20 protein-coding genes, 1 rRNA gene and 2 pseudogenes are annotated in these 22,279 nt (G+C 68.3%); 9 read left to right on the top strand and 14 right to left on the bottom strand.

What is annotated here, in order from left to right; all coding sequences use genetic code 11:
• Positions 1–154: 154 nt before the first annotated feature.
• Positions 155–1,680 (bottom strand): 16S ribosomal RNA (locus OH809_RS32695).
• Positions 1,681–2,361: 681 nt separating this feature from the next.
• On the bottom strand, positions 2,362–3,003 hold the full coding sequence (locus OH809_RS32690) for a DNA-3-methyladenine glycosylase (RefSeq protein ID WP_406418167.1): 642 nt from the start codon (positions 3,001–3,003) through the stop codon (positions 2,362–2,364).
• A gap of 73 nt (positions 3,004–3,076) precedes the next feature.
• Here OH809_RS32690 and OH809_RS32685 point away from each other — a divergent pair, with 73 nt between their 5' ends.
• The 3 genes from OH809_RS32685 (at position 3,077) to OH809_RS32675 (ending at position 5,098) form a co-directional block, all read left to right on the top strand.
• Positions 3,077–3,859 carry a sporulation protein gene (locus tag OH809_RS32685; protein ID WP_406418169.1) on the top strand — a complete coding sequence of 261 codons (783 nt, stop codon included), beginning with the start codon at positions 3,077–3,079 and terminating at the stop codon, positions 3,857–3,859.
• A 43-nt stretch (positions 3,860–3,902) separates the two neighbouring features.
• Entirely contained in the window at positions 3,903–4,433 is a 531-nt protein-coding gene (locus tag OH809_RS32680) for a YbhB/YbcL family Raf kinase inhibitor-like protein (protein ID WP_406418171.1), read from the top strand.
• Between the two features lie 158 nt (positions 4,434–4,591).
• Positions 4,592–5,098: an HNH endonuclease gene (locus OH809_RS32675; protein ID WP_406418172.1), complete on the top strand. Its 507-nt coding sequence runs from the start codon at positions 4,592–4,594 to the stop codon at positions 5,096–5,098.
• A 69-nt stretch (positions 5,099–5,167) separates the two neighbouring features.
• Here the strand turns inward: OH809_RS32675 and OH809_RS32670 are convergent, their stop codons facing one another.
• The 4 genes from OH809_RS32670 to OH809_RS32655 form a co-directional block, all read right to left on the bottom strand.
• Positions 5,168–5,935 (bottom strand): sulfite exporter TauE/SafE family protein, encoded by a 768-nt coding sequence (locus OH809_RS32670; protein WP_406418173.1) that lies wholly within the window; start codon positions 5,933–5,935, stop codon positions 5,168–5,170.
• A 62-nt stretch (positions 5,936–5,997) separates the two neighbouring features.
• A complete protein-coding gene (locus OH809_RS32665) occupies positions 5,998–6,927 on the bottom strand; it encodes an SPFH domain-containing protein (protein WP_030920228.1) in 930 nt (309 codons plus the stop codon).
• Between the two features lie 126 nt (positions 6,928–7,053).
• A complete protein-coding gene (locus tag OH809_RS32660; protein ID WP_266987230.1) occupies positions 7,054–7,482 on the bottom strand; it encodes an NfeD family protein in 429 nt (142 codons plus the stop codon).
• An 84-nt stretch (positions 7,483–7,566) separates the two neighbouring features.
• Positions 7,567–8,364 carry an ABC transporter ATP-binding protein gene (locus tag OH809_RS32655; RefSeq protein WP_406418176.1) on the bottom strand — a complete coding sequence of 266 codons (798 nt, stop codon included), beginning with the start codon at positions 8,362–8,364 and terminating at the stop codon, positions 7,567–7,569.
• A gap of 123 nt (positions 8,365–8,487) precedes the next feature.
• On the opposite strand from OH809_RS32655, the gene OH809_RS32650 reads away from it, so the two are divergent.
• Positions 8,488–9,270: a hypothetical protein gene (locus OH809_RS32650; protein WP_398958380.1), complete on the top strand. Its 783-nt coding sequence runs from the start codon at positions 8,488–8,490 to the stop codon at positions 9,268–9,270.
• A gap of 204 nt (positions 9,271–9,474) precedes the next feature.
• Here OH809_RS32650 and OH809_RS32645 read toward each other — a convergent pair whose 3' ends face one another.
• The 3 genes from OH809_RS32645 to OH809_RS32635 all read right to left on the bottom strand — a co-directional run bounded on the left by OH809_RS32645 (position 9,475) and on the right by OH809_RS32635 (position 11,655).
• Positions 9,475–9,723 (bottom strand): chaplin, encoded by a 249-nt coding sequence (locus OH809_RS32645; protein ID WP_406418177.1) that lies wholly within the window; start codon positions 9,721–9,723, stop codon positions 9,475–9,477.
• A 149-nt stretch (positions 9,724–9,872) separates the two neighbouring features.
• Entirely contained in the window at positions 9,873–10,517 is a 645-nt protein-coding gene (locus OH809_RS32640; protein ID WP_406418179.1) for a response regulator, read from the bottom strand.
• Positions 10,510–11,655: a GAF domain-containing sensor histidine kinase gene (locus OH809_RS32635; protein WP_406418181.1), complete on the bottom strand. Its 1,146-nt coding sequence runs from the start codon at positions 11,653–11,655 to the stop codon at positions 10,510–10,512. The genes OH809_RS32640 and OH809_RS32635 overlap by 8 nt, the downstream gene beginning before the upstream one ends.
• 192 nt (positions 11,656–11,847) lie before the next feature.
• Here OH809_RS32635 and OH809_RS32630 point away from each other — a divergent pair.
• The 3 genes and pseudogenes from OH809_RS32630 to OH809_RS32620 form a co-directional block, all read left to right on the top strand.
• A pseudogene (locus OH809_RS32630) lies at positions 11,848–12,042 on the top strand (SDR family NAD(P)-dependent oxidoreductase); the annotation flags it as partial.
• Positions 12,039–12,614, top strand: a pseudogene (locus OH809_RS32625) (S-adenosylmethionine:tRNA ribosyltransferase-isomerase); the annotation flags it as partial. The pseudogenes OH809_RS32630 and OH809_RS32625, both read left to right, overlap by 4 nt.
• A gap of 270 nt (positions 12,615–12,884) precedes the next feature.
• Entirely contained in the window at positions 12,885–13,667 is a 783-nt protein-coding gene (locus tag OH809_RS32620) for a transglycosylase SLT domain-containing protein (protein WP_406418183.1), read from the top strand.
• Positions 13,668–13,763: 96 nt separating this feature from the next.
• Here the strand turns inward: OH809_RS32620 and OH809_RS32615 are convergent, their stop codons facing one another.
• Positions 13,764–16,319 carry an FHA domain-containing protein gene (locus OH809_RS32615; protein WP_406418185.1) on the bottom strand — a complete coding sequence of 852 codons (2,556 nt, stop codon included), beginning with the start codon at positions 16,317–16,319 and terminating at the stop codon, positions 13,764–13,766.
• A gap of 245 nt (positions 16,320–16,564) precedes the next feature.
• On the opposite strand from OH809_RS32615, the gene OH809_RS32610 reads away from it, so the two are divergent.
• The gene (locus OH809_RS32610) at positions 16,565–18,205 is read left to right on the top strand and encodes a streptophobe family protein (protein ID WP_406418187.1); all 1,641 of its coding nucleotides are present in this window, start codon (positions 16,565–16,567) and stop codon (positions 18,203–18,205) included.
• Positions 18,206–18,468: 263 nt separating this feature from the next.
• Positions 18,469–19,731: a phosphoserine phosphatase SerB gene (gene serB / locus OH809_RS32605; RefSeq protein WP_406418189.1), complete on the top strand. Its 1,263-nt coding sequence runs from the start codon at positions 18,469–18,471 to the stop codon at positions 19,729–19,731.
• Positions 19,732–19,807: 76 nt separating this feature from the next.
• Here serB and OH809_RS32600 read toward each other — a convergent pair whose 3' ends face one another.
• The 4 genes from OH809_RS32600 to OH809_RS32585 form a co-directional block, all read right to left on the bottom strand.
• The gene (locus OH809_RS32600) at positions 19,808–20,326 is read right to left on the bottom strand and encodes a SixA phosphatase family protein (RefSeq protein ID WP_406418190.1); all 519 of its coding nucleotides are present in this window, start codon (positions 20,324–20,326) and stop codon (positions 19,808–19,810) included.
• A gap of 74 nt (positions 20,327–20,400) precedes the next feature.
• Positions 20,401–20,607 (bottom strand): hypothetical protein, encoded by a 207-nt coding sequence (locus OH809_RS32595; RefSeq protein ID WP_406418192.1) that lies wholly within the window; start codon positions 20,605–20,607, stop codon positions 20,401–20,403.
• A 168-nt stretch (positions 20,608–20,775) separates the two neighbouring features.
• The gene (locus tag OH809_RS32590) at positions 20,776–20,892 is read right to left on the bottom strand and encodes an SGM_5486 family transporter-associated protein (RefSeq protein WP_266987204.1); all 117 of its coding nucleotides are present in this window, start codon (positions 20,890–20,892) and stop codon (positions 20,776–20,778) included.
• A 17-nt stretch (positions 20,893–20,909) separates the two neighbouring features.
• On the bottom strand, positions 20,910–22,202 hold the full coding sequence (locus OH809_RS32585) for a CynX/NimT family MFS transporter (RefSeq protein WP_406418194.1): 1,293 nt from the start codon (positions 22,200–22,202) through the stop codon (positions 20,910–20,912).
• Positions 22,203–22,279 lie beyond the last annotated feature (77 nt).

Raw genomic sequence — 22,279 nt, 5'->3', positions numbered from 1 at the left:
GGTTCGCTTTCCACGCTCCAAAGAGCAGTACTTACGACCCGGTTGAACAACCAGGTACTGAATAGTCAACGTTCCACCCATGAGCTACCACCGTCGAACATTTGCCGACGTAGTGGCCTCTGACCAAGCAGGCTTGGTAAGAAGTGCTCCTTAGAAAGGAGGTGATCCAGCCGCACCTTCCGGTACGGCTACCTTGTTACGACTTCGTCCCAATCGCCAGTCCCACCTTCGACAGCTCCCTCCCACAAGGGGTTGGGCCACCGGCTTCGGGTGTTACCGACTTTCGTGACGTGACGGGCGGTGTGTACAAGGCCCGGGAACGTATTCACCGCAGCAATGCTGATCTGCGATTACTAGCAACTCCGACTTCATGGGGTCGAGTTGCAGACCCCAATCCGAACTGAGACCGGCTTTTTGAGATTCGCTCCGCCTCGCGGCATCGCAGCTCATTGTACCGGCCATTGTAGCACGTGTGCAGCCCAAGACATAAGGGGCATGATGACTTGACGTCGTCCCCACCTTCCTCCGAGTTGACCCCGGCAGTCTCCTGTGAGTCCCCATCACCCCGAAGGGCATGCTGGCAACACAGAACAAGGGTTGCGCTCGTTGCGGGACTTAACCCAACATCTCACGACACGAGCTGACGACAGCCATGCACCACCTGTATACCGACCACAAGGGGGGCACCATCTCTGATGCTTTCCGGTATATGTCAAGCCTTGGTAAGGTTCTTCGCGTTGCGTCGAATTAAGCCACATGCTCCGCTGCTTGTGCGGGCCCCCGTCAATTCCTTTGAGTTTTAGCCTTGCGGCCGTACTCCCCAGGCGGGGAACTTAATGCGTTAGCTGCGGCACCGACGACGTGGAATGTCGCCAACACCTAGTTCCCAACGTTTACGGCGTGGACTACCAGGGTATCTAATCCTGTTCGCTCCCCACGCTTTCGCTCCTCAGCGTCAGTAATGGCCCAGAGATCCGCCTTCGCCACCGGTGTTCCTCCTGATATCTGCGCATTTCACCGCTACACCAGGAATTCCGATCTCCCCTACCACACTCTAGCCTGCCCGTATCGACTGCAGACCCGGGGTTAAGCCCCGGGCTTTCACAACCGACGCAACAAGCCGCCTACGAGCTCTTTACGCCCAATAATTCCGGACAACGCTTGCGCCCTACGTATTACCGCGGCTGCTGGCACGTAGTTAGCCGGCGCTTCTTCTGCAGGTACCGTCACTTTCGCTTCTTCCCTGCTGAAAGAGGTTTACAACCCGAAGGCCGTCATCCCTCACGCGGCGTCGCTGCATCAGGCTTTCGCCCATTGTGCAATATTCCCCACTGCTGCCTCCCGTAGGAGTCTGGGCCGTGTCTCAGTCCCAGTGTGGCCGGTCGCCCTCTCAGGCCGGCTACCCGTCGTCGCCTTGGTAGGCCATCACCCCACCAACAAGCTGATAGGCCGCGGGCTCATCCTTCACCGCCGGAGCTTTTAACCCCGTCCCATGCGGGACAGAGTGTTATCCGGTATTAGACCCCGTTTCCAGGGCTTGTCCCAGAGTGAAGGGCAGATTGCCCACGTGTTACTCACCCGTTCGCCACTAATCCACCCCGAAGGGCTTCATCGTTCGACTTGCATGTGTTAAGCACGCCGCCAGCGTTCGTCCTGAGCCAGGATCAAACTCTCCGTGAATGTTCTCCCGTAATCGGGATGACACACACGAGAGCGGAACGACCGGTCGGAATAGGACCGATCGTTCACAGCGTCCTCGCTGTGTAATTGCCTACCGGAACCGTGAGGCCCGGCAGGACTTTCAAAGGAACCTCCAACCTGCCGAAGCAGGCCGGGGTATCAACATATCTGGCGTTGACTTTTGGCACGCTGTTGAGTTCTCAAGGAACGGACGCTTCCTTTGTACTCACCCTCTCGGGCTTTCCTCCGGGCTTTCCCTTCGGTCTTGCGTTTCCGACTCTATCAGACTCTTTCGTGTCCGATTCCCGGTCGAAGCGGGCCCTCTGCGAAGCAGAAGATTTGTTACTGCGCTTTCCAGTTCTTCGCTTTCGCGTTTCCCTTTCCGGCGGTTCCAACCTTACCAGACTCTTTTTCGTTTCCGTTTCCGGTCCGAATTTGATTCCGGTGGCCTTTGGAGTGGCCTTTGCCTTTCGGCGTGTCCACTACTTTAGTCGATTTCCTTGGCAGCTCATAATCGAGCCGATGGGATCGAATTACGGCATGCCGAATTCGCACCCGCCAGGGTGAGTCGAAGGTAGTGATTGGTCGCTTCCGGGTGCTCAGCCTCGGTCCGATGGACCGTGCCGACAGCAGTACCCGTTCAAGCGGCTCGGACTACGTTAGGTGTCCGGCAGGGGCGAGTCAAGTTGCGCGGCGGCGTGGTGTGTGGGGTCGGTACAGGCTCACCGTGGGGTCTCCGTCGATCCAGAAGCGCCAGGGGTGTGTGGCTCCGTCACCGCCCACGCCGGTGCGGGGGCCGTTGCGTACCTGGTCGCGCGGTGGTGGGGTGCCGTGCAGTACGGACAAGGGGGCACCCCGGTGGGCGATGGCGTCAGTGCCGTTCAGGCCTCGGCCGATGTCGAGGGCGGTAGCCAGACGGGCCGGGCCTTTGGCCAGTTCTCGGTCATTGCGGGCCGAGATTCGACGTTTACGGCTTAGCTCGGCACCCACCTGGACCTCGCCCGCCCGGAGCAGTACACCGCTCGCCACGCCTTCGGGGCCGCACACCAGGTTGAGGCAGTGCCACATGCCGTAGGTGAAGTAGACGTAGGCGTGGCCGGGTGGTCCGAACATTACGCTGTTGCGCGCGGTGCGGCCGCGGAAGGCGTGCGAGCCGGGGTCGATCTCGCCGGCGTACGCCTCCACCTCGGTGAGGCGGAGTTCGATGGGGCCGTCGCGCGTGATGCGTACCAGGGTCCGGCCCAGCAGGTCGGGTGCCACCTCCAGCACGGGACGGTCGAAGAAGTCCCGCGTCAGCGGCGTACGGTCCAGGCCCTCGATCATGGGGTTCGAGGCTACCGGGAACCGACTACGGTCGTGGCGCGTATGTAGGGGTCAGAACCAAGGAGGAGTAAATATGGGCTTCAAGCGGCTGCTCGCGAGCATGGGTGCCGGTGGCGCTTCGGTGGAGACGGAGCTGACCGAGCTCAACGTCGTACCGGGTGGGGTTGTCCAGGGCGAGGTGCGGATCCAGGGCGGTTCCGTGGCGCAGCAGATCGAGGGGCTCTCGGTCGGTCTGCAGGCACGCGTCGAGGTCGAGGGCAACGACCAGGAGATGAAGCAGGACATCGAGTTCACCAAGCTGCGGCTCGGTGGCGCGTTCGAGGTGCAGGCCGGTGCCGTGCATGTCGTTCCGTTCGGGCTCGAGATCCCGTGGGAGACGCCGATCACGATGTTCGGCGGTCAGCACCTGCACGGCATGAACATCGGTGTGACCACCGAGCTGGAGATCGCGCGGGCGCTGGATTCGGGTGACCTCGACCCGATCAACGTCCATCCGCTGCCGGCGCAGCAGGCGATCCTGGATGCGTTCGGACAGCTCGGCTTCGGATTCCGCAGCGCGGACATGGAGCGCGGTCATATCCGCGGCACGCGTCAGCGGCTGCCGTTCTACCAGGAGATCGAGTTCTTCCCGCCGCAGCAGTACCGCGGGCTGAACCAGGTGGAGCTGACGTTCGTCGCGGACGACCACGAGATGGATGTCGTGCTGGAGATGGACAAGAAGGCGGGGCTCTTCAGCGAGGGCAGCGACTCGTACCGGGCGTTCAAGGTCGGTCTGAACGACTTCCGTGGGACCGATTGGGCGGCCTACCTCAATCAGTGGCTCGCCCAGGTCGGCGGCCAGCGCAACTGGCTCTAGGGTCGGTGGCGAGACTCCAGAGCCGATCAGGAGAGGTGCTGACGTGACCGAGCCGAAGAGGCCGCCGCTGCCGCATGACTTCCATCCCGAGGTGCCTTCGTTCGCGGTGGTGAGCGAGGATCTCGATCCCGGGGCCGTGCTGGCGGACGCCCAGGTGTTCGCGGCCGGGAACACTTCGCCGCAGCTGCGGTGGGAAGGGTTCCCGGTAGAGACCAAGAGTTTCGCCGTGACCTGCTTCGACCCGGATGCTCCGACGGGCAGCGGGTTCTGGCACTGGGTCGTGTTCGACATCCCGGCATCGGTCACGGAGCTGCCGGCCGGTGCGGGCACCGGGAAGTTCGAGGGGCTGCCCGCCGGTGCCGTTCAGGTCCGTAACGACTACGGCTCGAAGGAGTTCGGCGGCGCCGCGCCGCCGGCCGGGGAGAACCACCGGTACGTCTTCACCGTGTATGCGGTGGACAGCGAGAAGCTGGGGCCGGACAGTGATGTGTCGCCCGCTGTGGTCGGGTTCAATCTGCGGTTCCACACACTGGGACGGGCTCAGCTGATCGGTGAGTACACCGGTCCCGCGTAGTACCTGGTGAGCTGAGAGTTCCCCTGCTGTTTGCCCTGCCCTGGTCCTGGAGAGATCAGGGCAGGGCATTTTTTTTATTGCGTTGTCCATCCCGGCCCGCCCAGCCAGAGTTGATCCGGGCCTGCCAGGGGGTGGGCGGCACACGGGAGGTGGGCGAGATGCGGGACACGCTGGTTCTCAACGCGAGCTTCGAGCCGCTGTCGACGGTGACACTGAACCGTGCGGTGGTGCTGATTCTGCAGGACAAGGCTGTTGTCGAGCAGTCGCATCCCGATCTCCGCATGCGTGGTGCCGCCGTGGACATTCCGGTACCCCGGGTGATCAGGCTCTGCCGGTACGTACGGGTGCCGTTCCGAAGACAGGCGCCGTGGTCCAGAAGGGGTGTGCTGATACGGGACCAGCACCGGTGCGCGTACTGCGGGCGACGGGCGACAACCGTCGACCATGTGATGCCGCGCGCCCAGGGCGGCCAGGACACCTGGCTCAATACGGTGGCGTCCTGTGCCGAGGACAATCACCGCAAGGCGGCCCGGACGCCGGAGCAGGCGGGGATGCCGTTGCTGCGGCAGCCCTTCGTACCGTCGCCCGCGGAGGCGATGCTGCTGGCGATGGGGGCCGGTGAGCGGTCGGCGCTGCCGGAGTGGCTGGACCGGACCGCCGCCTAGTCGGCGTGGGCCGCCTACGTGGATCGTCGTATCGGAAGCCCGTCTCCGTGCGGAGGCGGGCTTCCGGGTTCAGCGGAACACCAGCTGGACGATGGCGACCGTGCCGACCGCCACGATGAGACCGCGCAGCACGGTGGGGCTGAGGCGGCGCCCGACCTTCGCGCCGATCTGGCCGCCGAGCGCGGAGCCGGCCGCGATCAGTGCGACGGCCGTCCAGTCGAAGTCCGCGACGAAGAGGAAGAAGAGCGCGGCAACGCTGTTGACGACTGCTGCCAGCACGTTCTTGACGGCGTTGAGGCGCTGCATCGTGTCGTCGAGCAGCATGCCCATCAGGGAGAGGTAGATGATCCCCTGGGCGGCGGTGAAGTAGCCGCCGTAGACGCTGGCGAGCATCAGTCCGACGACGAGGAGCGGGCCGCCGTCGGAGCGGGCGGTGGTGCCGTTGAGCTCGCGGCGGCGCTGGACAGCTTTGCTGATGCGAGGTTGCAGAATGACCAGGGCGAGGGCCAGGGCGACCAGGATGGGCACGATGGTCTCGAACGCCGTGGAGGGCAGGGCCAGCAGCAGGGTGGCGCCGGTGAGGCCGCCGATGAGCGCGCCGATGCTCAGCTTGAGGACGCGGCGCCCCTGTCCGGCGAGTTCCTTGCGGTAGCCGATGGCGCCGCTGATGGAGCCGGGGATCAGGCCGAGGGCGTTGGAGACGGTGGCGGTGACCGGGGGCAGGCCGGTGGCGAGCAGGACCGGGAAGGTGATCAGCGTCCCGGAACCGACGACCGTGTTGATGGCGCCCGCGCTGATACCCGCGCCGAAGACCGCGAGCATTTCCCACATGGACATTCCGATTCCCCCGTGCATGATCAGTGCTTGGTGCACTGATCATGCACGATGGTATGTACGCGTCAGTCGACCGGGGGTTCCTCGCGGCGCTCCTTGCCGGTGTTGAAGCCGGGGACGCCGGTGCCGAGGTTTCCGAAGGCACCGCTGAGGCCCTTGAGAGCGTCACCGATCTCGCTCGGCACGATCCAGAGCTTATTGGCGTCGCCCTCGGCGATCTTCGGGAGCATCTGGAGATACTGGTACGAGAGGAGCTTCTGGTCCGGGTCGCCGGCATGGATGGACTCGAAAACCGTACGGATGGCCTGGGCCTCGCCCTCGGCGCGCAGGGCCGCGGCCTTGGCCTCACCCTCGGCGCGCAGGATCGCGGACTGCTTCTCGCCCTCCGCGGTGAGGATCGCGGACTGCCGGGTTCCCTCGGCCTGAAGGATCGCGGCACGCTTGTCACGGTCGGCGCGCATCTGCTTCTCCATCGAGTCCTGGATGGAGGTCGGCGGCTCGATCGCCTTGAGCTCGACGCGGTTGACGCGGATACCCCACTTGCCGGTGGCTTCGTCGAGGACGCCGCGGAGGGCGGCGTTGATCTCCTCGCGGGAGGTCAGGGTCCGCTCCAGGTCCATGCCGCCGATGATGTTGCGGAGGGTGGTGACGGTGAGCTGCTCGATCGCCTGGATGTAGCTGGCGACTTCGTACGTCGCGGCCCGCGCGTCCGTCACCTGGTAGTAGATGACGGTGTCGATATTGACGACCAGGTTGTCCTGGGTGATCACCGGCTGGGGCGGGAAGGGGACGACCTGTTCGCGGAGGTCGATCCGGTTGCGGATGGTGTCGATGAACGGAACGACGATGTTCAGGCCTGCGTTGAGCGTGCGGGTGTAGCGGCCGAAGCGCTCAACGATGGCGGCGCTGGCCTGCGGGATGACCTGGATCGTCTTGATCAGGGCGATGAAGACGAGCACCACCAGAATGATCAGGACGATGATGATCGGTTGCATCGTGTTCCTCGTGCCCTTCGGTTGCCGACGGATCGCGATGATCGGGGTCGGATCTCATGAGGTCCGGATCTCATGATGATCGACATCGAGTCTGGCAGACCGCGGTCCGCCGTGTGAGCGGTTCGGTCACATGACGACGGCCGTGGCACCGTCGATGTCCACGACATCCACCTGCCGGCCGGGTTCGAAACTCTGGTCTCCGTCGTAGGCACGGGCCGACCAGATCTCTCCGGCCAGCTTGATCCGTCCACCGCTGCCGTCGACCCGTTCCAGGACGACGGCCTGACGGCCTTTCAGTGCATCGATGCCGGTGGCCAGTTGGGGCCGGTCGGCGCGGTGCCTGGCGGCGATCGGGCGGACCACCGCGATGAGCGCGACGGAGACGACCACGAAGACCAGGACCTGGGCCACGATGCCGCCGCCGAGTGCCGCGACGACCGCCGCGGCGACCGCTCCGACGGCGAACATCCCGAACTCGGGCATCGCGGTCAGGACGAGCGGAATACCCAGCCCGACCGCGCCGATCAGCCACCACACCCACGCATCGATGTCCACCCGGTCATGGTAGGACCGCGAGTCCCTCGCCGACAGGGCTTCGATCAGGACATTCGGGGCACAGTGCGTTCAGGACGCCGGCGTTCAGGACAGCGGGAGGCCGTGTGCGGTGTACCGGTCGCCGGTGTGCTCGACGATGAGCGGCAGACCGAAGCAGAGGGAGAGGTTGCGGGAGCTGAGCTCGGTCTCCATGGGGCCCGCGGCGAGGACCTTGCCCTGGCGGATCATGAGGACATGGGTGAAGCCCGGGGCGATCTCCTCGACGTGGTGCGTCACCATGATCATGGACGGGGCGAGCGGGTCGCGGGCGAGCCGGCCGAGGCGGCGGACCAGGTCCTCGCGGCCGCCGAGGTCGAGACCGGCGGCGGGCTCGTCGAGGAGGAGCAGCTCGGGGTCGGTCATCATGGCGCGGGCGATCAGGGTGCGCTTGCGCTCGCCCTCGGAGAGGGTGCCGAACCTACGGTCGAGGAACTCGGTCATGCCGAGCCGGTCGAGGAAGGCGCGGGCCCGGTCCTCGTCGACGGCGTCGTAGTTCTCGTGCCAGGTGGCGGTCATGCCGTACGCGGCGGTGAGCACCGTCTGCAGGACGGTCTGGCGCTTGGGCAGCTTCTCCGCCATGGCGACGCCCGCGATACCGATCCGCGGGCGCAGGTCGAAGACGTCGGTGCCGACGCCGCCGAGTTGTTCACCGAGGATCGTGGCGCTGCCCTTGGTCGGGAAGAGGTAGCTGGACGCGATGTTGAGGAGGGTGGTCTTGCCGGCGCCGTTCGGGCCGAGGATGACCCAGCGCTCCCCCTCCTTGACCGACCAGGAGACGTCGTCCACCAGAGCGCGTCCGTCGCGGACCACGGATACGTCCACCAGCTCCAGTACATCGCTCATGAGCGCGTTGTCTCCCCATGCAGTCTCGAGATCGTCGCGTGCCTGTGGGCACAGCTCCCAGGGAAAACCTACGCCACCCCGGGAGTGCTCCAGCTCCTAGGTCCGGTTCCCTAGGCTGTTCCCATGCTTTCGGAACCACGCTCGGGGCTGCTGGCCTCATGGGGAAACGCGCTTCTGGCCGGACTTGTCTCACCGGACGATGCTGCGCTCGCGATTGTCGGAGAGGACGCGGTGCACCGCGTCGAGGGGCTGCCGGGTGAGGCGGGGCCGGTCGGGCTCACGCTGGCGCTGGGGCGGCTGCGGGGATTGGGAGTGACGGGCTTCCGGGTCGCACTGCCGGTGCCGGGGCATCCGCTCGGGCTCAGCGGCCCGCCCGAGTTCAATGCGCGGGCGCTGGAGGCGGAGGAGGCGGTGGTCGCGTCCGGTGCGCCGTACGGGCTGGTGCCCGAGGTGCGGGAGGCGGGGCCTGCCGGTGATCTGCACGTCGAGGTGGTGTGGCACTGCCTGCCGGTGCGGGAGGCGCCGCCGGCCGATGTGCCGTCGCTGAGTGAGGCGGAGCGTGAGCTCGCGGAGGCGTTGCGGGATGCGACGGCGGCACTGTCGCGGCTCGACGTGGCCGGGTCCGGGCCGGTGGCGGAGGCGGCGCTGGATGCGTACCGGGCGCGGGCGGAGCGGGGGCGGGAGCTGCTCGCTCCGGGATATCCGCCGCGGGCGGTACGGGTGCTGGAGCTGGCGCAGCGGGTGGGGCTGCTGATCTCGCTGGCGTACGAGAACGGGCACGGCGGGGCGGTGAGCGCGTCGGAGATCGCGGCCCGGGGGGCGGCGCTGCGGCCGGTGGAGCGGGTGGCTCGGCGGGCGCAGGTGGCGGCGTACAACGCGTATGTGGAGGGGCGGGAACGGGGCTAGGCGGTGGGGGACGAGGCACCGGGGCGTCGGGGGGTGCTCCGTCCTCGGTCGCCGGACGGGCTTGATGGTGCCGGGCGGGCGTTGCTCGACCCGTTGCGGCTCGATCCTCGGTGGTGAGGGACCGTGAGTTGTGGTGTGGGGCAGCATGGTTGATGCCGGACCAGTCCCTTTCGGGGCCGTCCGGCATCGAGGGAACCGGGATGGTCAGCCGTTGTGGCCGACGTTGCCGAAGGCCGGGTTGAGCAGGCCGATCACGTTCACCGTGTTGCCGACCGCGTTCACCGGGACGTGGACCGGGACCTGGATGACGTTGCCACTGACCACGCCCGGGGAGTGGGTCGCCACACCGTGGGCGCCCGCGCCGTGACCGGTGGCGGAGGCCGCGCCGGCGCCTGCGGCGATGATGCCACCGGCGATCATGGTGACGGCAGCGGCCTTCTTCAGGTTCTTCACTTCTGGATCCTCCTCGCGGTCGCTGCGGCCGGCTGCCGCAGCTCGCCATGGAGAACGCCCTCGGGCCCGAACAGGATGCGCCGTACGGGTGACATACACCCGACAGTATGAATCTCAGTCCGGAGGGAACCGTTCCGTTTCGGTGCTGATCAGCCCGCCACCCCATGGCGGACGGCCCAGAGCGCTGCCTGGGTGCGGTCCGCCAGATCCAGCTTCATCAAGATGTTCGAGACGTGCGTCTTGACGGTCTTTTCGGAGAGAACCAGGGCCCGCGCGATCTCGCGGTTGGAGCGGCCGTCGGCGATCAGGCCGAGGACCTCCCGCTCCCGTTCGGTGAGGGTGCTCCCCCGGCCGGTCCCGGTGCCTCCGTCCTCCTGGGCGAGGAGAGCCCCGGCGACCTCCGGCTGGAGCAGGACATGGCCCGCATGGACCGAGCGGATGGCGCCGGCCAGCGCTTCCGGGTCGACGTCCTTGTACACGTAACCGGAGGCGCCCCCACGCAGGGCCGGGACCACCGTCCGCTGCTCGGTGAAGCTGGTGACGATCAGCACCTTGGCCGGGTTGTCCAGTTCGCGGAGCCTGCGGAGCGCCTCGATGCCGTCGGTGCCCGGCATCTTGATGTCCATCAGCACCACGTCGGGGTGGAGTTCCTCGGAGCGGGCGACTCCTTCGGCGCCGTCGGCCGCCTCGCCGACGACCTCTATGTCGTCCTGGATCTCCAGGAACGTACGCAGACCGCGGCGGACCACCTGGTGGTCGTCGACCAGCAGCACCCTGATGATCTTGTCAGCCACCGGGGACCTCCATCTCGATCGTGGTGCCCTTGCCGGGCGCCGATTCAACGGTGAGTCTGCCGCCGACACCGCTCGCGCGGTCCCGCATCGACACCAGACCCAGATGGCGGCCCGCCTGCCGCGTCGCCGTGGGCTCGAATCCGCTGCCGTCGTCCGTGATCCGCAGCACCGTGCCGTTGCCACGACGGGCGAGCGTGACGCAGACCTGCTCGGCGCCCGAGTGGCGCAGTGCGTTGTGCAGGGCCTCCTGGGAGACCCGGAGCAGCGCCTCCTCCTGGGCGGCGGGCAGGGCTCGCACACCGAGGCTCTCGAAGGTGACCTTGGCGGTGTGGGCGCGGTCCAGGACCTGGACCTGGGTGCGGAGCGTGGCGATCAGGCCGTCCTCGTCGAGCGCTGCGGGGCGCAGTTCGACGACGGCGGCGCGCAGCTCGTCCACTGCCTCCGCGGCCAGCGCGGCGACCTGCTGGAGCTCGCCCTTGGCGCGGGCCGGGTCGCGGTCGACGAGGGCGGCGGCTGCCTGGGCCGTCAGCCGCAGGGAGAACAGCTTCTGGCTGACCGCGTCGTGCAGCTCGTGGGCGAGGCGGGAGCGCTCCTCGGCGATGGTGAGCTCGCGGCTGCGCTCGTACAGCCGGGCATTGGTGAGGGCGATCGCCGCGTGCTGGGCGAGGATCGACAACAGCTCTTCGTCCTGCGCGGTGAAGCCGCAGCCGCCCTGGGGTTTGGGGCAGCGCTTGTTGGCGAGGAAGAGCGCGCCGATGATCTCGTCGCCGTCCCTGATGGGCAGGCCCAGGAAGTCGGACATGTCCGGGTGGGCGGCCGGCCAGCCCTCGAAGCGGGGGTCCTTGCGGACGTCCGCGAGGCGCTCCGGCTTCGCCTCGTGGAGCATCGCGGCGAGGATGCCGTGCTGCCGGGGCAGCGGACCGATGGCCTTCCACTGCTCGTCGCTGACGCCGTCGACGACGAACTGGGCGAAGCCGCCGTGGTCGTCGGGGACGCCCAGGGCCGCGTACTCGGCGTCCAGCAGTTCGCGGGCCGAGGCGACGATGGTCTTCAGGACGTCACGCACTTCGAGGTGGCGGCTCATGGCGAGCAGCGCGTCACTCACCGCTGCGAGGCCCGACGGTGGGCTGTGGCTCATGGCCTCACCGTACCGGCGTGGGTGGGGGTTCCGTATGGGCCTGTGGACGGCCGGTGCCTAGGGCGTCGGCCCTAGGCCGAAGTGCCTTGCGGGGGTGCGGCTCGCGGACGAGGCGCGGGGCACGGCGACGTTCCTACGTTGGGGGTGCCGAGGTCCATCGGTGATCGCCTGGGTAACAAGGGGACGGTTGGCATGCCTGTCGCGTTGATCACGGGCGCTTCGAAGGGACTGGGGCGTGCGCCGGCGGCCGCGCTCGCTCAGCGGGGCTGGGATCTGGTGCTGGACGCCAGGACCGCGAGCGCGCTGGAGGAGACGGCGAAGGAACTGACGGCGTGCGGGGCGCGGGTGGCGGCCGTACCCGGGGATGTCACGGATGCCGCCCCGCGTATCAGACGGTGTTCGCGGTGGAGGCCCCCGACGGGAGCGGTTCGGCGGAGATGCCGAGCGCAGCGAGGCCGTTCACGCCGCGGATGGTGGCCGCGCTGGTGCGTCGCGGGGTGCAGTTCGCGCCGCTGACGCTGCATACCGGGGTGGCGTCGGCCGAGGCGTACGAGCCGCCTTACCCGGAGCGCTTCGAGGTGCCGCGGACGACGGCCTGGCTGGTCAACGCGGCGCGGGCGACGGGCGGGCGGGTGATCGCGGTCGGTACGACGGCGGTGCGGGCGCTGGAGTCGTCGGCGGGCGCGGACGGGGTGGTGCGGCCGGCGGCCGGCTGGACGGATCTGGTGGTGACGCCGCGGCGCGGGGTGCGCACGGTGGACGGGCTGCTGACCGGACTGCACGAGCCGGGGGCCTCGCATCTGCTGATGCTGGAGGCGGTCGCGGGGCGGGCCGCGCTGCAGTGCGCATACCCGGAGGCGCTGCGGCACCGGTACCTCTGGCATGAGTTCGGAGACGTGCATCTGCTACTCCCTGAACCGGAGCCTCACGCTCCGAATTGCCGAAGCAACGATTGGTGAAGTTGTTACGCGGCCGATGTGAGGCCGCGCATAGGACCCACGTCACTTACGAAGCCGGCTAGTGGATGCCTAAGGGCCACATGAGTGGTCATGAGCGCGGACCGTCCCGTTCGAGCGCTCCCCTGATCCACTACCCGGCTTCGTACGTCACTCCTTTGCCACGGGATTTTGCGGCCGCTAAGAATTGCACTCGTCCCCGACGGAGATGCGAACCGTCGCTTCCGTCTCGTCCTCCGTGAGGACTCCAGCGATTCGAAGAGGTACGACTGAATGTCCGCGTCCAGCATCACCCGCCGTATTCGCTGCCTGAACAAGACCCAGAAGCTCTCCGTGGCGGGCGTCTCCGCTGTCGCCGCCGCCGCTCTCTCGCTCTCCCTCGTCCCGGCCCACGCCGAGACGCCGGCCAAGCCGCAGACCGACCCGCAGGCCGCTTCCGCCGCTCCGGTGGCCTTCAGCCTCACCCCCAGTGCCCCACAGGCCAGGACCATCCAGGCCAGCATCATCGAGCAGCACTCCACCGCCGAGAATCTGGTGAAGGCCGCTGACGCCGCCAGGGCGAAGCAGGCCGCCGCGGCCAAGGCGAAGGTCGAGGCCGCCGCGAAGGCCGAGGCCGCTGCCAAGGCGAAGGTCGAGGCCGCCGCGAAGGCGAAGGCTGAGGCGAAGGCCAAGGCCGATGCCGCGAAGCGGTCCACCGAGGTCACCACGCGCTCCGTCGCCCGTACTCCGGTCTACGCCAACAACCTGGACGGCTGGATCTCCGAGGCGCTGGCCATCATGAAGGCCAAGGGCATCCCGGGTTCGTACGACGGTCTGCACCGCAACATCATGCGGGAGTCCACCGGCAACCCGAACGCGATCAACGGCTGGGACGTCAACGCCCAGAACGGCACCCCGTCCTGCGGTCTGCTGCAGGTCATCCAGCCGACGTTCAACGCGTACCACGTCCCCGGTACCTCGATGAACATCTACGACCCGGTCGCCAACATCACCGCCGCGGCCAACTACGCCGCCGACCGGTACGGCTCGATCGACAACGTCAACAGCGCGTACTGATCGACGCGGCACGGCATCGCGCACAGGCATACGCCGAAGGGCGGCACCCGACCCGGGATGCCGCCCTTCGGCGTTCCGTGTGCGCGGTGCTCGCGTCTACTTGCGCATGACCTCGGGCTCGTGGCGGCGCAGCAGTCGTGCGACCGCGAAGCCGCAGATGACGCCGAGGAACAGCAGCACCGAGATGTTCATTCCCCACTGACCCGCCGTGTGCTCCCACAGCGGGTCCAGGTCGGTCGGGTTCTTCTGGTCCCACGGCGGCATCAGGTGCGACAGGTCGAGCGTCGCGCCCGCGGCCGCGATGGCCCAGCGGGACGGCATCAGCCACGCGAACTGCTCCAGGCCGGGCGATCCGTACACCTGGAAGAGGATGCCGGTGAAGACGACCTGGACGATCGCGAACATGACCAGCAGAGGCATGGTCTTCTCGGAGGTCTTCACCAGCGAGGAGATAACCAGACCGAACATCATCGAGGTGAAGCCGAGCGCGGTGACCGTCACGCAGAGCTCGACGGCCGGCGGCATGATCAGACCCCCTTCGGGCAGATCGCGGGTGGCGAAGCCGATGCCGCAGATGATGACGCCCTGGATGGCCGTGATCACGCCGAGGACGATCACCTTGGACATCAGATAGGCGGAGCGGGAGAGGCCGGTGGCCCGTTCCCGTTCGTAGATGACGCGTTCCTTGATCAGTTCTCGTACGGAGTTGGCCGCACCGGAAAAGCACATGCCGACCGCGAGGATCAGCATGATCGTTCCGGCATCTCCGTTGAACCGGGACGGCGGCTTCGGCGGGGCCAGGCCGAAGTCGGCCGGGATGACCACGCTGACGATGCCGAGCACCGCGGGAAGGATCACCATCAGACCCATGAAACCCTTGTCGGACGCGATCACCGACACGTATCTGCGCATCAGCGTCCACAGCTGCGTCCCCCAGCCCTGCGGCTTCGGCGGGCGCATCTGCTGCGGGGGCGGCATGTGTACGGACTGTGCGGCGACGGCGTCGATGTCCGCGGCGTACATCTGGTAGTGCTGCGAACCGCGCCAGCGGCCGGCCCAGTCGTAGTCGCGGTAGTTCTCGAAGGCGGAGAAGACGTCGGCCCAGGTCGTGTAGCCGAAGAAGTTGAGCGCTTCCTCCGGCGGACCGAAGTAGGCGACGGAACCGCCGGGCGCCATGACGAGCAGTTTGTCGCAGATCGCCAGCTCGGCGACGGAGTGCGTGACGACGAGGACCGTACGGCCGTCGTCGGCGAGGCCGCGCAGCAGCTGCATGACGTCGCGGTCCATGCCCGGGTCGAGGCCGGAGGTCGGCTCGTCCAGGAAGATCAGCGACGGCTTGGTGAGCAGCTCCAGGGCGACCGAGACACGCTTGCGCTGGCCACCGGAGAGCGAGGTGACCTTCTTGTCCTTGTGGATGTCGAGCTTGAGCTCGGCGAGGACCTCGTGGATCCGGGACTGGCGCTCGGCCTCGGTGGTGTCCGCGGGGAAGCGGAGCTTGGCCGCGTACTTGAGGGCCTTGGTGACAGTGAGTTCCTTGTGCAGGATGTCGTCCTGCGGGACCAGCCCGATGCGCTGGCGCAGCTCGGCGAACTGCTTGTACAGGTTCCGGTTGTCGTAGAGGACGTCCCCCTGGTTGGCGGGCCGGTAGCCGGTGAGCGCCTTGAGCAGGGTGGACTTGCCGGAACCCGAGGGGCCGATGACCGCGATCAGCGACTTCTCCGGGACGCCGAACGAGACGTCCTTGAGGATCTGCTTCCCGCCGTCGACCGTCACCGTGAGGTGGCGGGCGGAGAAGGAGACCTCACCGGTGTCGACGAACTCTTCCAGCCGGTCGCCGACCAGGCGGAAGGTCGAGTGACCGACACCGACGATGTCGTTCGGGCCGATCAGCGCGGAGCCGGACTTCTGGAGCGGCTGACCGTTGACGTAGGTGCCGTTGTGGGAACCGAGATCGCGGATCTCGAAGCGGCCGTCGGGTGTCGCGTGGAACTCGGCGTGGCGGCGCGAGACCTGGAGGTCGGAGACGACGAGTTCGTTCTCCAGCGCACGACCGATGCGCATGACCCTGTCCAGGGCCACCTGGTGGAACGTCGTCGGGCTGCGGTCTCCGTAGACCGGCGGAGCCCCCGCGGCACCACCGGGTCCGCCCGCGGCGGGCGGCTTCGCCACGCCCTGCTGGTGCGGGACATGAGGCTGCTGCGGCGCGCCCTGCTGCTGCCATGCCTGCTGCTGGTGCGCTGCGGGGTCCTGCTGCTGCCCCGGCCGGCCCGCGCCGCCCTGCTGGGGCTGCTGAGCGGGGGCCTGCTGCGCGCCCGCGCCCTGACCGCTGTACACATCGGCGGCCGCGGCGGCGCCGCTGAAGCTCAGCCTCGGTCCGTCAGTGGCGTTGCCCAGGTGCACGGCCGAGCCCGGCCCGATTTCCATCTGGTGGATGCGCCGGCCCTGTACATAGGTGCCGTTGGTGGAACCGTGGTCCTCGATGAACCAACTCCGGCCCGCCCAGCTGATCGTGGCATGCCGCCACGAAACCCTGGCGTCGTCGATCGTCAGGTCGCCCTGTGGATCACGACCGAGGGTGTATGGCCTGGACGGATCGAGCGTCCAGGTCCTTCCATTCAATTCCAGTACGAGTTCCGGCACTCCGCGCCCCACTAGTTGTCCCCCGAGTTACCCCCGTCGCAGGGAGTCTAGGGATGCTGAACATCGTGGGGAACTATTCCAGGAGCTGTCCCCGATACGAAAGTCGGGCGGGGTCAAGATCGAATCGAGACCTTCCTGCGACGCACCGTTGACGGGGGAGAAACAGGCTCGGAGAGTAGTAAGCGCCCACGAGTGCGCACGGATCATGAGTGACCAGGTCAACTCAGGGCATCTCGGTGCGGATTGAGGGGGTCCTGATGGCGAGGTACGCACGCGGGAGCGGGGGCCGCAGTGCGGGGCGTATCCCGTGGGGGGACGTGGTGTTGGCGTCCATCGCCTCGGTCAGCTGGGCGATGGCCGGGATGGCGGGGACGGCGGCCCTCGGGCTGCATCTGCTCGGGGCCGACTCGGCCGGGGCGCTGGGACCGATGACGGCGGCCGTCATGGTGCTGGGAGCGGGTGGATCGGTCTCTCCGTCCGGCGATGTCGAGGCGTTCGGGCTGGACGGCGCCGAGGCGCACACCGCTCTCGCCGTCACACCGCTCGGGGTGGGGCTGGTCGGCGCCCTGCTGCTCTCCCTTTTCTTCCTGCGGTCGTTGCGCGGGGTGGGAGTGGTGGTCTCCGGTGCCGAACTCGCGGTCCGTGCAGGGGTGGTGGCGGTCATGTTCGTCGCCGTGCTCGGCGGGCTCGCCTGGGCAGGTCACGACGTCGTGACGATCGACGGCGGGGCGCTGGGGCCGGCCGGGATACCAGGGGCGGGAGGAGGTGGCGGTCTGCCCGGCGGGCTCGGCGATCTGGGCGATCTGGGTGGGCTGTTGCCGGACCGGCTGGCGGATCTCGCACGAGCGCAGGCACAGGTCGGGTTCACCGTCGACTCATCCAAGTCCCTTGCAGGTGGCGCGTGTTGGGTTCTCGGAGTGCTGGTCATCGCCCTACTCGCCTCGCGCCGCACCCCGTTGCCGTCCGGGCTGGCACGGTTGGACCGGACGGTGCGGCCTGCGGCGTCCGCGGTCGTGTCGGTGCTGCTGATCGCGGTGGTCGCCGGCTGCGCGGCCGCGGCGTACGCGGCGGTCGGCGACGCCCACCCGAAACGGATCGCGGGCGCCGCGCTGCTCGGGGCGCCGAACGGGGCGTGGCTCGGGGTGCCGATCGGCCTCTTCGTGCCGTGGGACGGTCAGGCGACCGGTGAGCTGGCCAAGGTGCTGCCCGATCCGCTGGACGAGCTGTTACGGGTGTCCGCCGACGAGCCGGTGACGGTCGGGCGGTTGGCCGGGCTGGACGGCCGGGTCTGGCTGCTGACGGTCGCCGCCGCAGTGATGATGCTGTACGCGGGGGTGCTGGCCGCGACCCGCACGCCCCGGGGGGAACTGACCGGGACCGGGTTCGTGGGGCGGTGTGCGGTGCGGCTCGGAGGCGTCACAGCGTCGGCACTGGCGCTCCTGGTGTGGCTGACGCAGGTGTCCGCGGATGCGTCGCTGTCGGTGCTGGGCTTCGACGCGTTCGGCGCCGGGATCGAGCTGCACGGGCGGACGGGGACGGCTGCCTTGCTGGGTGCGGTGTGGGGTGCGGGCGCGGGTGCGGTGGGGGCGGCGGTGGCCTGGTTGGCGGGGGCGGTTCCGTCGGCGGCGGGGCCGGCCGGCGGTGGCGGAGGCAGCGGTGGCGGTGGGGGACCCGGACCGTACACACCGTCGCGGGTGTACCGGCCGTCGCACGACGAGACCAATCCGTATCTGCGTCCGTATCCGGATCCGGCGAGGGACGGGATTCACGGTGCGCCGACGGTGGTGGGGCCGATCGGTCCGCCCGTACGGCCGGCAGTGCCGCCGCCGGGGCCCGGGCCCGGGCCGGGGGACGTGGAAGGGTTGCCGCCGTCCGGCCGCCCGCCCGGGGCCGGCTGACCGCGTTGTCCGCGACGGCCGGACGGACCCGGGAGCGCGTCCGGCCCGATGGCGGCCCCCGGACGGGGCGCGATCCTGCCTTGAGAACATGCGGGACCCCCGGACGGGCTTGAATGTCCCACCGCATAGAACACGCGTCGTGTGGGGCTGCTCACTCCCGCCGGGGACAGGGGCCGGTCCGATCGGCCGGGGACCGTTTCCGCTGTCCGGTCCGCGGGACGGGGGTTCGAGGGCGTGATGGGGACCGATACGGTGGGAACACCATGAGCGCATCTCAGTCCCCTCAGTCCTCCCCGTCTCCCGAGCCCTCTGAGGCCCCTGAGTCCCGTCAGGGCACCGACACCCCCACCCTTCTCGTGAAGATCTTCGGGAAGGACCGTCCGGGAATCACCGCCGGGCTCTTCGACACGCTCGCCGCCTATGCGGTCGATGTCGTCGACATCGAGCAGGTCGTCACCCGTGGCCGCATCGTTCTGTGCGCACTGGTCACCGCCCCCACCGCGGGCGGTACCACCGAGGGCGACCTGCGGGCGACCGTGCACAGCTGGGCCGAATCGCTGAAGCTGCAGGCCGAGATCATCTCCGGTACGGGTGACAACCGGCCGCGTGGATACGGGCGCTCCCATGTGACCGTGCTCGGACACCCGCTGACCGCCGAGTCGACCGCCGCCATAGCGGCCACGATCACGTCGACCGGCGGCAACATCGACCGGATCTTCCGGCTGGCGAAGTACCCGGTCACGGCCGTCGAGTTCGCCGTGTCCGGCACCGGAACCGCGGAGCTGCGGACCGCGCTGGCGACCGAGGCCGCCGGCATCGGCGTCGATGTGGCGGTCGTGTCCGCCGGGCTGAGCCGCCGGGCGCAGCGGCTGGTTGTCATGGATGTCGACTCGACGCTGATCCAGGACGAGGTCATCGAGCTGTTCGCGGCGCACGCCGGCTGTGAGGACAAGGTCGCCGAGGTGACCGAGCAGGCGATGCGTGGCGAGCTCGACTTCGAGCAGTCGCTGCACGCGCGGGTGGCGCTGCTGGCGGGGCTCGATGTGTCGGTGGTGGAGAAGGTGCGCGCCGAGGTGCGACTGACCCCCGGTGCGCGCACGCTGATCCGTACGCTGAAGCGGCTCGGCTATCAAGTGGGCGTCGTCTCCGGCGGGTTCACCCAGGTCACGGACGACCTGAAGGAACGGCTCGGGCTCGACTTCGCCTCTGCCAACACTCTGGAAGTGGTCGACGGCAAGCTCACCGGACGGGTCGTCGGCGACGTCGTGGACCGGGCGGGCAAGGCCCGGCTGCTGCGCAGTTTCGCCGAGCAGGCCGGGGTGCCGCTGGCGCAGACCGTCGCGATCGGTGACGGTGCGAATGACCTGGACATGCTGAACACGGCCGGTCTCGGGGTCGCCTTCAACGCCAAGCCGGTCGTCCGCGAGGCCGCGCACACCGCGGTGAACGTGCCGTTCCTGGACACCGTGCTGTATCTGCTCGGGATCACCCGTGAAGAGGTCGAGGCGGCCGACGGCGGCGCCTGACCGATCCACCGCTCCGTGTACGCGGATGGGCCCGGCACCTCACCCGTGCCGGGCCCATCCGCCTACGACGTCGCGATCAGTCGTTCGGCGTCCAGTACTCGATCAGCTTGCCCACACCGTGCTCCACGCCCTTCCAGGAACCGGAGAACTCGACGACGGCGAACGCGGCGGTCGGGAATCCGCCGTGGGTCATCCGGGCCAGGGTGTCGCCCGCCGCCGATGCGGAGAGGGCGTCGGCGAGAGCGTGCATCCCTGGGTTGTGGCCGATGATCAGCAGGTTCCGCACTTCATCGGGGGTCTCGTTGATCAGGGCGATCAGCTCGCCGAGCGAGGCCTCGTAGAGCCGCTCCTCGTACACGGTCTTGGGACGCTTCGGCATCTCGTGTACCGCCAGCTTCCAGGTCTCGTGCGTCCTGACGGCGGTCGAGCAGAGGGCCAGATCGACGACAATGCCGGAATCGACGAGTTTGCGGCCTGCCACCGGCGCATCCTTACGGCCGCGCTCCGCGAGCGGCCGCTCGTGGTCGGAGTCCTGCGACCATTCCGCCTTTGCGTGTCTGAGAAGGACGATCCTGCGAGGTGTATCGACGCTCATACACCTCAGCTTCGCATGAAATGTTCCGCCCGTCGCAGGGTGTTGAAGGGCTCCCCCGCCGCGGGTGAACGCCCTCAGAGGATCAGCAGGTCCACGATTCGCTGAAGCAACCGGCCGATCGCCGGGTCGGCCGTCGCCGCGTGAGCCTGGCCGGATCCCACCATCATCAGCAGGAGGGCGGCGAACGCCACCGAGGGGAGCGCGATGGCCCACCACGGCAGCCGGACCTCGACGCCGGCCGACGCGGGGCGGGGGGACCGGGTGTACGTACGGGCCGACATGTCCGCCTCCGTGGGTCATCGGTTCTGATACCTGAAACCTACGGATCCGGCGGCGCCCGTCCCATCCGGTGACCCACCCACTTCACCCTGACCCTGGCCCCCTAGGGGATGGTGGTGCTAGCCCCACCCTCCCCGGCGGGGACGTCGGGGCGTGGCACCGGGCAGGTGTCAGGGAGAGGCGATCGAAGCGATCACTCCGATGATCACCGTGATCAGGAGCATCACTCCGAGCACGAGGAGAAGCTTCTTCTGACCGTTCTGAGGATTTGGATCGAGCACTGGCATGGGGCCAGTCTCGCATCTCAGCTTTCGTCCTCGATCGTCCGGTCCCGCCCGGCCAGAATTCCCGCCGCCATCTGCGGCACCATGAGGCCCGCCATCAGCGCGATCGGCAGCCCCCACCCGCCGCTGTGCTGGTAGAGCACGCCGACCAGCAGCGGGCCGGGGATCGAGATCAGATAGCCGGTGGACTGGGCGAACGCCGAAAGCCGGACCACTCCGGCACCGCTGCGGGACCGCATGCCGATCATGGTGAGGGCGAGCGGGAAGGCACAGTTGGCAATGCCGAGGAGGAGCGCCCAGGCCCAGGCGCCGCCCGCCGGTGCGAGATAGAGACCGGCGTAGCCGATGAGGCCGCAGGTGCCGAGTACGACGACGATCGGGCCCTGGTTCCGCATCCGGGCGGCGGCCCGAGGGATGACGAAGGCGAGCGGCACACCCATGGCCATGGTCACGGCGAGCAGCACCCCCGCCGTACCGGCGGAGACCCCGGCGTCGCGGAAGATCTGCGGCATCCAGCCCATGGTGATGTACGCGGCCGTGGCCTGGAGGCCGAAGAAGCAGGCGAGGGCCCAGGCGGTGCGGGAGCGGGTGATCCGCAGGGCCGGGGCGTCCTGGTGCCGCTGGGCGGCGGGCTGTCCCTGGGCGCCGCGCCGGTCCCGTACCAGCGGGATCCAGGGCAGGATCGCCGCCGCTGCGAGCACGGCCCAGATCCCCAGACCGGCCTTCCAACTGCCGCCGAGCGCATCGGTCATGGGCACGGTGACGGCCGCGGCCAGTGAGGTGCCGAGGGCCAGCGCCATGGAGTAGAGGCCGGTCATGGAGCCGACCCGGTCCGGGAACCAGCGCTTGACGATCACCGGCATCAGGACATTGCTGACGGCGATGCCCATGAGCGCGAGGGCGCTGGCGGCGAGAAAACCGGCTGTGGAGCCGACGAGGGGCCGGATCAGCAGTCCGGCCGTGATGGCGACCATGCCGGCGCAGACGACCGCGACGGGGCCGAAGCGACGGGCGAGGCGCGGCGCCATGATGCCGAAGACGGCGAAGCAGAGCGGCGGTACGGAGGTGAGGACACCGGCGACGCTGCCGCTCATGTGCAGCCCGTCCCGTACCTCTTCGAGGAGGGCGCCGAGGCTGGTGATGGCGGGGCGGAGGTTGAGCGCGGTGAGGACGAGACCGACGGTGACCAGGCGGAGGAGCCAGGGGGCGGGGCCTGCGGCGGCCGGCGGGGCCGGGGCGTCCAGGGGGATGTTCGCCACGGTGGTGTGCCTGTTCAGGGTCAGGGACTGGCGCTGGGTCTCGTCGTCGGGCATGGGGCCCATCATAGAATCATGGGATGATTGATTGTCCAATCGTCTGAGAAACTTCGGAAACCCGCAGACCCGAGAAT

Origin of the sequence: Streptomyces sp. NBC_00873, from assembly GCF_045207415.1 — a bacterium.
GTDB lineage: Bacteria > Actinomycetota > Actinomycetes > Streptomycetales > Streptomycetaceae > Streptomyces.
Note: the sequence above shows the minus strand (reverse complement) of the source record. Positions and strands in the feature narration are given on the sequence as shown.